The 10,957-nt window shown below is 51.4% G+C and carries 9 protein-coding genes and 1 pseudogene; 8 read left to right on the top strand and 2 right to left on the bottom strand.

Annotated features, from left to right (window positions below):
* The first annotated feature begins 24 nt into the window (after window positions 1-24).
* From H9L06_RS09165 to H9L06_RS09175, 4 genes are read left to right on the top strand one after another with little or no spacing between them, the layout of a single operon-like run.
* Complete coding sequence (locus H9L06_RS09165) at window positions 25-1,566, top strand: LicD family protein (protein ID WP_187554893.1); 1,542 nt, start codon at window positions 25-27, stop codon at window positions 1,564-1,566.
* Entirely contained in the window at window positions 1,563-1,760 is a 198-nt protein-coding gene (locus H9L06_RS12060; protein WP_382336696.1) for a DUF6752 domain-containing protein, read from the top strand. The genes H9L06_RS09165 and H9L06_RS12060 overlap by 4 nt, the downstream gene beginning before the upstream one ends.
* Window positions 1,760-2,752, top strand: a complete 993-nt coding sequence (locus H9L06_RS09170; protein WP_187554894.1) for a glycosyltransferase family 2 protein — start codon at window positions 1,760-1,762, stop codon at window positions 2,750-2,752. The genes H9L06_RS12060 and H9L06_RS09170 overlap by 1 nt, the downstream gene beginning before the upstream one ends.
* 12 nt (window positions 2,753-2,764) lie before the next feature.
* Entirely contained in the window at window positions 2,765-4,657 is a 1,893-nt protein-coding gene (locus H9L06_RS09175) for a DUF6541 family protein (RefSeq protein ID WP_187554895.1), read from the top strand.
* Between the two features lie 19 nt (window positions 4,658-4,676).
* Here H9L06_RS09175 and H9L06_RS09180 read toward each other — a convergent pair whose 3' ends face one another.
* The gene (locus H9L06_RS09180; protein ID WP_187554896.1) at window positions 4,677-5,045 is read right to left on the bottom strand and encodes a DUF2304 domain-containing protein; all 369 of its coding nucleotides are present in this window, start codon (window positions 5,043-5,045) and stop codon (window positions 4,677-4,679) included.
* Between the two features lie 9 nt (window positions 5,046-5,054).
* Complete coding sequence (locus H9L06_RS09185) at window positions 5,055-5,759, bottom strand: glycosyltransferase family 2 protein (RefSeq protein WP_187554897.1); 705 nt, start codon at window positions 5,757-5,759, stop codon at window positions 5,055-5,057.
* A 137-nt stretch (window positions 5,760-5,896) separates the two neighbouring features.
* Here H9L06_RS09185 and H9L06_RS09190 point away from each other — a divergent pair, with 137 nt between their 5' ends.
* The 4 genes and pseudogenes from H9L06_RS09190 to H9L06_RS11810 all read left to right on the top strand — a co-directional run bounded on the left by H9L06_RS09190 (window position 5,897) and on the right by H9L06_RS11810 (window position 10,928).
* On the top strand, window positions 5,897-8,482 hold the full coding sequence (locus H9L06_RS09190; protein ID WP_187554898.1) for a hypothetical protein: 2,586 nt from the start codon (window positions 5,897-5,899) through the stop codon (window positions 8,480-8,482).
* 130 nt (window positions 8,483-8,612) lie between these two features.
* Window positions 8,613-9,722 (top strand): DegT/DnrJ/EryC1/StrS family aminotransferase, encoded by a 1,110-nt coding sequence (locus H9L06_RS09195; protein WP_223165192.1) that lies wholly within the window; start codon window positions 8,613-8,615, stop codon window positions 9,720-9,722.
* Window positions 9,723-9,728: 6 nt separating this feature from the next.
* Window positions 9,729-10,235, top strand: a pseudogene (locus H9L06_RS12065) (glycosyltransferase); the annotation flags it as partial.
* Window positions 10,236-10,262: 27 nt separating this feature from the next.
* Window positions 10,263-10,928: a glycosyltransferase gene (locus H9L06_RS11810; protein WP_246454349.1), complete on the top strand. Its 666-nt coding sequence runs from the start codon at window positions 10,263-10,265 to the stop codon at window positions 10,926-10,928.
* Window positions 10,929-10,957: the final 29 nt, after the last annotated feature.

Consider the following 10,957-nt stretch of genomic DNA (forward strand, 5'->3'; position numbering starts at 1 on the left):
GTTTACTACTGCGAGTGAGATGCGATGACTTTCACGGCCGATGCTGCGGGCATCACACTTCCCGACCTTGAATCAGGCACTCCATCGGTTGACGTTTGCTTTGGAAACGATCGCGTCTGGTCGATTGATCTCAGTCAAAGAGGTTCGCCCCATGGGCGGATTCTTTGGCCAGACCCTATCAGGCCCTATCTCGTAGGATTTGCACGAGTTTCGCTCAGAGATTCGAGAGACCACCGAGAAATCGCATCTGTAGATGCTCGCTTCACGGACGCAGATGTCGAAGCTCGGATCCTTGATGGCAGCGGTATACCGCTCGCAATCAACAAGTGGGGAAGATTGGGCAAGACCCTTGAGCTGGGTAACCCGGGAGTGCAAGAACGCATTCTAGATAGAACAGAAGAGGTCATCGAGCACCTTTCCGGGATGGGGCTTCGACCCTTCATTGTCGGAGGGACCCTGCTAGGGGCCATTCGAGAAGGAGCACTGCTGCCACATGACGACGATGCAGATGTAGCCTACTTTTCACGTTTCACGAACCCAGTTGATGTGGCTGTTGAAGGATTCGAGATTGGCCGCAACCTTATCGAACTTGGGTACGAACTCGTTCGCCACAGCGCCACGCATATGCAGCTTTACTTCCGAAATGAAAACGGCGACCTAGACCACTACGTTGACGTGTTCTCCGCATTCTTTACAGAAGATGGTTACATCAACCAACCATTTCATGTTCGGGGCGAGATGAGCCCAGAGCAGATGTTGCCGTTCAGTTCAGTTGAGATTGATGGGCGACCTTTTCCGGCACCTGCCAACCCGGAGTCGTGGTTAATCATCAATTACGATGAGAATTGGCGAACTCCAATTCCCGGGTACCGTTTGGAGACTCCCAGACCCACTATCCGTCGCTTTCAGAACTGGTTTGGTTCATTCCACCGTGATCGAGATTTCTGGAATGAGTACTATCAATCCGGCGCGGGACACTCGGATGATCCTTGGCTTACGGGGCGTAGCTGGATCCTTGCCCAGGAGGCGGACCTTCAAGCCCAGTGGCTCATAAATTTGGGGAGTGGGTCAGGAGCTCTTAGTCAACAGCTGATTGATGCTAATCAAGGTCGACAAGTAGTTTCTGCAGACTATTCACAGTACGCCCTCGACTTAACCACCAGGCAGGTGAGCGAGAGGCATCGTGCAATGCATGCCAATCTGTTTCGAACACATTCACTCAGTTTGCCTCTTGATGCGAATATAGTTGGGCCGTTTGACCTGGTGGCTAATCACCTCATCGATCAACTCGGCACTCATGCGAGGCCTCAGACGATGCGTCTGATTCGTATGTCACTTCGCTCTGGCGGAAGTGCATTTGCAACGCTATATGGAAGACCTGATCCTGAGGCCTTGCCTAATCCCACGGCGCGTGGACTGGCCGTGGGAGAACTCGCGCGTATTGTTGAGCCCTTTGGAATTACCATTGACAAGGTTCGGTTAGCACCTGCAATACACGAAAAACGTCGTGATCCGTATGGAGTGAAGTTCTCCCTAAATTCAACTATCTCTGAGGAGAAGAAATGAAGCAGCGAATCAAAAGATATGCCCGCCGCGTATTGAATCTACTCCCGTCGAGCCCAAACCCCGCGCTTGAGGCTCGCGTCTTGAGACTTGAACAAGAACTTGATGAGTATCGGCGCGATAGCTTGCGGGTGGCTGAGATGTTGGATCTTCTTGAATACCGACTCTCACCAAGTTCGCGTAAGAAAGGTCACTAATGGCAGAGTCTTTCGACGAAAACCGTCCAAATACACGCCCGGTGCCGATTGTTGACCATCCTGCGCATACTAACCTTTCGGGCCGAGTAGCAGCCATAATCGTCACATTTAATAGACTGGGTAAGCTGCCAAAGACGATTGAGACGGTACTCGCGCAAAGCTACGGCTGTGATTGGGTTGTAATCGTAAACAACAACTCGACCGATGGTACCCGCGGATACTTGGATGACCTCAATGACCCGAGACTCCGAGTTCTTCACCTCGATGAGAACCTAGGTGGCGCTGGTGGATTTGAACACGGTATGGCCTACGGGTATAACCTGGGCGCTGACTATGTCTGGGTTATGGATGACGACTGCTATCCAGAATCAAGTGCTCTTGAGATCTTGCTCGATCAACGCGATCGAGCATCTCAGGCGCTCGGCTACGACGTGCCATTTGCGTGCTCTCTTGTCAAGTTCATAGATGGCTCACTATGCGAAATGAATAATCCGATCACCACATGGGATTGGCCGAGAGCTTATCTTGACGGATTGAATTCATTTAAGGTCGCCGAGTGCACTTTTGTGTCAGTTTTGATACCACGATGGGCTATAGAAGAGGTAGGACTCCCACTAGGCGAGTATTTCATTTGGTTTGATGACAAGGAATTCACAAAACGACTTGAGGGACACTTCGGAGCCGGGATTATTGCGCTCGAGAGCCAGGTCGTTCATGACATGGGGGTGAATGCTGGAGTGAACTATCGCCAAGTCGATGAATCCAATATTTGGAAGTTTGAAAAAGGCGCCCGTAATCAGGGTTCCTTCCTGATTCACTATCGCGGACGGATTCCATACGCGCTTTACTGCCTACGCATATTTCGAGAGATGCGCGAAGGCAAAGTTGCCCGGCCGGTTAGGAGGCGAATGTACAAAGCACTCAAAGAGTCATGGAAATTCAATCCGAAACCTAGATTCGCTCAGGACCCACGTTACGCTTTAGGGCAATAGATGACGTCTTGGATGGAAGCAATTCCAGTGATCACGGCGAGCGTCGGGATATTGTTTCTCCCCGGGCTAGTTGTTGCCTATCTGATCGGTCTAAGAGGGCTTTGGGCTGCGGCATTGAGCCCTTTGGTATCAACCACGTTGTTGGTTGTTGCTGCAGTAATTACCCCAGTACTTCGACTTCCATGGTCTATCTTGAGCGCAGTCTCAATCGCAATGATCATTGGGTTCTTGGTGGTTGTATTGCTCCGCGGGGTCTTGCGTACCAGATTCTCATTGCCAGATCGCTCGGGCGGAACAGTTGTCACAGCATGGGCATTGGCAGCCGTTCCGACTGCGCTTATTATTCTGATTTCAATTGGGAACCCTGGATCGATTTCGCAGACTTATGACAGTATTTTTCATCTCAACTTAGTCGAGTTCATACTGGATGAGGCTAACGCCTCACCTCTGGTTGCGGGGCGCCTGGTTTCGCCAGATGCCTCAACCGCTTTCTATCCAAATGCGTGGAATCTCATTGTCTCGCTGGTCGTTGGTTCTACGGGAGCTTCGATCCCTGTTGCTGCCAATGCATTAAACCTAGTACTCGCGGTAGCAGTGTGGCCGATAGGGCTTTTACTTCTCATTCGTCAATTGATTGGGGATTCGAGACTGCACATGTATGCAGGGGCACTTTTGTGTACCGGACTTACAGCATTTCCGCTCAACTTGTTGTATTACGGCGTGCTCTACCCTTTCTTTTTTGGGCTGTTGTTCTTAGCGCCGGTGTTGGCATTGCTGGTTCAGATTCTGCGAGTGGGACATGAAGCACGTATAACTAAGGTTCTAGGGCTTTGCGTGTTGCTTCTAGGAGTTTTGCCTGGAATGCTTATTGCTCATCCTGGAGCTTTTATGGCGGCGCTCGCGCTATCAGTACCATTGGTACTAGTCAGTGCGGGGTCTAATTTTAGGCAGTTGCCTAAAGAGAAGAAACTGCAGCGCTTGCTTGGGGTTGCAGTATATTTTGCTGCTGGGTTATTGATGCTTTTGCGGCTCCGGCCGTCGTACACTTGGCCACCGAGAATCTCGACCTTGGAAGCAGCGGGACGAGTGTTTACCCTAGCATTGCAAGGGTACGGTTTACCTATTGTTGCTGCAGCACTTGCGATCATCGGGCTAGTCGTTGCGCTTCGACGGCGGGGCCCGGCTGATCTTGCAGTAGTTGGGATCTGGATTGTCGGGGCACTTACGTTCTTTGTTGCTGCGGGGATACCGTTCTGGCGTCTCCGACAATTCACCGTAGGCGTTTGGTACGCGGACACTCCAAGGCTTGCCGCTGTGTACGCTATCGCGTTGCTTCCGGCGGCTGTTTTGGGCGCAACGTGGCTTGGTAAATGGCTTCTTTACAAGAGTCGATTTTCAGTTAAATTAACAGGATCTTTCCTTGTTGTTCTTTGCGGTGTCGGGATTCACCTAACAGCAGGATGGACTGAGTTTGTTCCAGTCGTAAACAAGAGCTATTCGGCAGACTCAGATTCTAAGCTGTTAACCGCTGATGAGATTACGATCCTCGAAATGCTTCCAGAACTAGTCCCAGAGAACTCCACTATTGCGGGAAATCCCTGGACCGGGACAGCATTGGCCTATGCGTTAGGGCAGAGAGACGTTCTTATGTCGCATGTTCAGTCCAAACTCAATTCAGACGGAGAGAAGATCGTACAAGAGTTACGCTGGGCAGATGAGAGACCCGATGTTTGCGGCGCACTAAATCGGGAAGGTGTCGGATACGTTTTGGACTTTGGAGATCGTGAAGTCCACGGAGGTAATCACCGTTTTCCCGGTCTGGAAGAGTTGGCTTCCTCACCCGCGGTTGATCTAGTTGCGGTCGAGGGAGAAGCTAAGTTGTATCGCCTTGTAGCCTGCGAGTGATGTGGGCGGCAGGCTTAATCTATTTACCAGAATCACCATGAGAAGGTGATTCCTTTTCTAAAGTGCGTGCTTCGATAAGCGCAACTGCCCGCGCGAGGTCAGTGACACGAGCGTCGCTCCGCGCCTTCGCTCTAATAATTGCTACTGCAAATATCAAAGTCATAACTATGAAGACGTACAACAATAGGTCGGTACCGCGGCCGATACCCAGCACGTTTGCGATAGCGGTCACTGTACTCGGGAAAATGATAGCAAGGATCGCAGCAACCACGAAGAGCAAAGCGAGAATACGTTTGAGCGCAAGGGAGCGCTCACCCGGCAAAACACGAATCGCGAATACTGCTGCACCGACTACGCCGATGATTAGTGCAAACTGGAATATCGTCACGATGTAGTCCTAACGAATGAAGAGATCGACGAGGATGTTTACCGAGTTAAGCAACGATTGCCCCTTCGCTTTCGAGTAGTCAGTGTATAGAACTTTGACCGGGTGCTCAGCGTAAGGCAGTTTGGTCTTACCGAGCTGGACAACAATCTCGGTACCGTGAGCCATTCGGTCTTGGCGCAATTTGATCCCGCGAATAGCGTCTTCGCGAATTACGCGAAGACCGTTATGGGCATCAGTGAGCCTGGTTCGTGTGAGGACATTCGTAACCCAGACGGCAGTTTTAAGGACAATTCTCTTCAGTATCCCTGGATTGGTGCGGTCATCTAGAAAACGTGAACCGTACACAATCGCAAGATTCTCGTTGCGTGCTCGCTCTATCATTTCGGCGGCATCAACGACCCGATGCTGCCCGTCGGCGTCGAATGTTACGACATACCTGGCGTCACGTTCAAGTGCAAACTCAAAACCAGTTTGCAAGGCGGCTCCTTGGCCCAAGTTGATCGGATGCGTGACGACTTGCGCGCCTGCGTTTTGTGCAATCCGACCCGAATTATCGTGTGAACCATCATCTATGCAAACTACGTTAGGGAATGCAGTGAGAAGATCCAAGATCACTCCACCGATTACGGTGGCTTCGTTATAGAGGGGGATAATGACCCAAGTATCGTGATTCGATCGGGCGCCGGTAGGTTCGACCGGGGGATTGGAGATCATGTGTCTTATTCTTGCAGACCGATCTTAAGGCCTGATGTCGTGCTCGAATATCGGAGCGGCATTCTCCAACAAAACTTCGTTGTTCAAGTTATGCTTGAACCTTAGTGTTGGTAATTTAGGGGCGCGGAATGAGAATAATGGGCAGAAATGCTTGGCTGATTGTGCTTGCTTCGATCACCAGTCTTCTCGTGATCATAGGTGGAGTATCGGCAGTTCCGGCGCAGGCTGCTAATCCCTCAGCCGGTTTCGACGCAACTAACATTATTGATGATTCGCTCTTTTACGATGGCGATGCAATGAGCGCCTCTCAGGTCCAGAGTTTCCTCAATCAGCAGGTTCCAGAGTGTTGGTTGGGTAGGCCTGGTTACGAGGTGGGTAAGAAGGTCCATTGGGGGGTGCCAACACAGTTGGCTTCGAAATGCACCAAGGACTTCACCACTCAGACTCAGAGTCGGGCCGCAAATGCATACTGTGCTGCGTACTCAGGTAGCACCAAAGAAACAGCCGCAAATATTGTTGCGAAGGTTGGCAAGGCTTGCGGGATAAGTCAACGGGTATTGCTTATTACGCTGCAGAAAGAGCAGAGCCTGATTACTGATCCGTGGCCAAATGAACAACAGTATTTCCTGGCGATGGGTTACGCCTGTCCGGACAGTGGCCCTGGCGGCACCGCAAACTGTGACACGACTCAAGGTGGTTTCTTTCAGCAGGTTTATCGTGCTGCATGGCAGCTAAAAGTCTATAAAGCCAATCCTGACAGTTTTAATTACAGGCCATTCCGAAATAACACTATTCTCTATCATCCCAATCAGGCCTGTGGTAGCTCACAGGTCTATATCAAGAATTGGGCAACTGCCGCACTCTATATTTACACTCCTTACCGCCCGAACCAAGCTGCTTTAAATGCCGGATGGGGGACTGGAGATTCGTGCTCATCCTACGGCAATCGTAATTTCTATAATTTTTATACCTCCTGGTTTGGTAGCCCGCGTGGTGTAGCTGTGCACGCCACATTTGATTCTTACTATCAGGGCCTTGGTGGGGCGGATAGCATATTCGGTTACCCTGTGTCGCCAGCCCAGAGTGTCAATGGAGGTCTACGTCAGGAGTTTGGCGGGGGTACTTTCTTCTGGTCATCTGTAACTGGGGTGTCGGCTGTAAGGGGTGCCATTGGAAACCTATATCTTTCTAATGGTGGGCCCGCCGGTCACCTCGGTTTCCCTAAGGGCGTTGAGTCAGGCCTCCCAGCTGGGGCGAAACAAGAGTTCGAGAAGGGAACGATATATTACACCGGTTCCACTGGTGCGGGTTCTGTAAATGGTGCTATTAAGGAGCTCTACGAAAGCCACGGCGGCCCGAATGGTTTCATGGGCTACCCAGTGGGGGTAGAGCAAAGAGTATCTGGGGCTGTCAAACAGGAATTTGCGAATGCGACTGTCTATTACACCGGGGCTACGGGGGCAGCTTCCGTGCATGGTGCTATTCGAGCAAAGTTTGAGGAGCTTGGCGGGGTTCTAAGTTTCCTTGGAGTTCCTATAGATGAAGAAATCATAGAAGGAAATTTCATCCGTCAAGAATTCGCACGCGGAACTGCGTTTTACTCTGGAGCCACCGGGGTTTCCACTGTTAATGGGGCTATCAGAACTCTCTACTTGGAAAACGGTGGATCTGGCGGTTACATGGGTCACCCGAAGGGAAGTGAAGTCATTTCGAGAGGTGTGGTTCGCCAGGAATTCTCTAATGCGACTGCTTACTATACGGGCAGGACGGGTGCTGCAGCATTACATGGTCAAATGCGGGACTTCTATTACGAAATAGGTGACATTGAAAGTTACCTTGGCTTACCGATTGGCAGCAGTTTCGGGGACTCTCATTTCAGCGGTCAGGAGTTTGAGCGTGGGACTGCGTACTTCAGTGAGGCTACGGGGGCCGGTGCCGTCAACGGGGCTATTCGGACTTGGTATGTTGCGAATGGTGGCCCTACAGGTTCACTCGGGCTACCGGTCGGGATCGAAACTAAAGTTGGTAGTTCAGTAAAGCAAGAATTCGAACACGGCTTCGCGTTTTACACGGGACCGACTGGGGTTGTATTTGTTGGGGAAGCTTTTGGTGATCTGTACGGGAAGACCGGTGGCCTGACGGGGTTCCTTGGAGAACCGTTGAAGGCTGATCGAACCGTGGGTGGAGTTACGACCCAGGAGTTTGAGCGTGGGACTGCGTACTTCAGTGAGGCTACGGGGGCCGGTGCCGTCAACGGGGCTATTCGGACTTGGTATGTTGCGAATGGTGGCCCTACAGGTTCACTCGGGCTACCGGTCGGGATCGAAACTAAAGTTGGTAGTTCAGTAAAGCAAGAATTCGAACACGGCTTCGCGTTTTACACGGGACCGACTGGGGTTGTATTTGTTGGGGAAGCTTTTGGTGATCTGTACGGGAAGACCGGTGGCCTGACGGGGTTCCTTGGAGAACCGTTGAAGGCTGATCGAACCGTGGGTGGAGTTACGACCCAGGAGTTTGAGCGTGGGACTGCGTACTTCAGTGAGGCTACGGGGGCCGGTGCCGTCAACGGGGCTATTCGGACTTGGTATGTTGCGAATGGTGGCCCTACAGGTTCACTCGGGCTACCGGTCGGGATCGAAACTAAAGTTGGTAGTTCAGTAAAGCAAGAATTCGAACACGGTGTGCTGATGTACGCAGGTGGTAAAGGCGTGTGGGTTGCCTAACCCCGAAGGTTCAAGTTATTCGGCCTGAACCAAAGCACTTGGCTGAGACAGTCGTATCTGGGGCGGCTATGTTTTGTGCTGGTTAAACTAGATCCTGGTCGTAGAGCTCACATGCAAGAAAGAAGACATCGTGACTGATTTCATTCCAGCCGCAAAACCAATCATCGGTGCCGAGGAGCGATTAGCTGTTGACCGGGTACTTCAATCTGGAATCATTGCTCAAGGACCGGAAGTTGCGAGCTTTGAGAAGGAATTTGCTGAGCATTTTGTGTGCGGGCGGGAATCGGTTGCAGTGAATTCCGGCACTAGCGGCCTGCACCTAGGGTTGCTTGCTGCTGGTATCGGACCCGGTGACGAGGTGATCGTGCCGTCATTCACGTTCGCTGCGACTGCAAATTCTGTAGCCTTGACAGGCGCCACTCCAGTTTTTGTCGATATTGAACCGGATTATTTCACATTGGATCCCGCTTCGATCCGGGCTGCGATCACCGGACAAACACGTGGGATTTTGCCGGTCCACCTATACGGTCACCCATTTCTCGTCGAAGAAATTGAGGCAATTGCCACTGAGAATGGGTTACTTATCTTTGAGGATGCTGCACAAGCACATGGCGCAAGCTGGAGGGGACGAAACGTCGGTACGATCGGCCACTTCGCGATGTTCAGTTTGTACCCCACCAAGAATATGACCTCGGGTGAGGGAGGAATGGTTGCTTGTTCAGATTCGGAAACTGCGAGGAAGTTGCGTCTACTCCGGAATCAGGGAATGGAGACGCAGTATTCTAATGAGCTGATTGGATTCAATGCCCGTATGACGGACATTCACGCAGCCATTGGCCGAGTTCAGTTGAATAAGATTGATGCCTGGAATACTAAGCGCAAAGAAAACGCCGACACACTCACGGCTGCACTCGCTGACGTGGCTGAGATCACGGTTCCCAAAGTGGCGTCCGGCGCGGTCCACGTTTACCATCAGTATACGATCCGAGTGGATGCAGATGAGAGAGATAGCATTCAACGAGCGCTTAGAGATGAGTATCAAGTAGGGTCAGGCGTCTACTACCCGATCCCGAACCATCGTTTGCCGTCATTATCTAGGTTTGCGCCAGATCTCTACCTCCCACAAACTGAGCGGGCTGCATCGCAAGTACTGTCTCTACCCGTACATCCGTCACTCACGGCTGCCGACTTAGAACGAATTGTCAATGCTGTAACCGCAGTGGTGAGAGCCGGGGCCTGAGCGGCTGTGCGCGTTGCGATAGTTACACGGATATTCGAACCCGAGCCGAGTGCAGCTTCACTTAGGCTGGGAACATTGGCAAATTCGTTCTCAGAGTCAGGGCACACTGTCAATGTTTTGACGGTTAAGCCAGCTCGTGGGGCTAGGACAAATGATGCTGACCGAACCTATAAGGTTCGCCGCTTCCCTGTGTTGCGAGATTCTTCCGGGTACGTACGTGGATATTTGCAGTATTTGAGCTTCGATATCCCGATCTTCTTCAGAATCCTATTTGGGGCACGGAGGGACATTTTTGTAGTCGAACCACCCCCAACGACTGGACTATTCGTGCGGATCGCTTCGGGGCTTCGCAGAATCCCATACATCTACTATGCGGCAGACATATGGTCTGATGCAGCGGCCCAGACGGGCGCCCCTAAATGGATTCTCCGTTTAGTTAGAGCCGTCGAATTGTTGGCAATGCGAGGGGCTTCGAAAATCGTTTCAGTTTCAGTGGACCTCACTGAACGATTGCATGAGTTCGGTGTTCAGCCACCGATAGTGACGGTTGGTAACGGGGTCGACACGGATCGATTGTCGAAGTCATTGCAAGCTACGGTTACGAGTGGTGAGACTAGGCGTGAGTCGAGAGTATTTGTCTATGCAGGGACCGCCTCGGAGGTTCATGGCGCTGAAATTTTTGTAGAAGCAATGCCAATGGTGCTAAAAACCTACCCCGATGTAAGACTCCGATTTATTGGAGGCGGTTCGGAACGGGATTCGTTAATTCGGCGTGTCAATCAATTGGGCATATCGCACGCGGTGACTTTTGAATCAACTAAACAGATTGAAGAACTTGCCCCAATTCTTCGGCAAGCAACAGTTGCTATTGCTAGCGTTCGGCCCAATTCAGGATATGATTTTGCGTTCCCTACCAAACTCTACGCGGCTGCAGTTTGTGGGGCTAAGTTACTGTACACAGGAAATGGTCCAGCTCGAGACTTTGTGAACGTGGAGCTAAGTGGAGAACCTCTCGGTACTGCTGTAGATTTTGACCCACTTTCAGTTGCAAGTGCAATGGTCGAGTTAATACGAGAGGAACAGTCGATAGAACGCCGTATCGCTGTATCGACATGGGCGAAGGAAGCACTGAGCCTAAAGAAAGTTTCAGAACGAATCGTAGAGGTTGCTTCACAAGTGGTTGATAAAGAGGGGCCAAAGGCATGAAGAACCTATGGCAAACGTTGTCGAAACTT

The sequence above is a fragment of the Leucobacter denitrificans genome, from assembly GCF_014396385.1.
GTDB classification, from domain to species: Bacteria; Actinomycetota; Actinomycetes; order Actinomycetales; family Microbacteriaceae; genus Leucobacter; species Leucobacter denitrificans.

Bases quoted from the DNA above. Each gene is read 5' to 3' on its own strand.
- H9L06_RS09165 (WP_187554893.1), top strand. From the start codon at position 25: ATGACTTTCACGGCCGATGCTGCGGGCATCACACTTCCCGACCTTGAA.
- H9L06_RS12060 (WP_382336696.1), top strand. From the start codon at position 1,563: ATGAAGCAGCGAATCAAAAGATATGCCCGCCGCGTATTGAATCTACTC.
- H9L06_RS09170 (WP_187554894.1), top strand. From the start codon at position 1,760: ATGGCAGAGTCTTTCGACGAAAACCGTCCAAATACACGCCCGGTGCCG.
- H9L06_RS09175 (WP_187554895.1), top strand. From the start codon at position 2,765: ATGGAAGCAATTCCAGTGATCACGGCGAGCGTCGGGATATTGTTTCTC.
- H9L06_RS09185 (WP_187554897.1), bottom strand. From the start codon at position 5,759: ATGATCTCCAATCCCCCGGTCGAACCTACCGGCGCCCGATCGAATCAC.
- H9L06_RS09190 (WP_187554898.1), top strand. From the start codon at position 5,897: ATGGGCAGAAATGCTTGGCTGATTGTGCTTGCTTCGATCACCAGTCTT.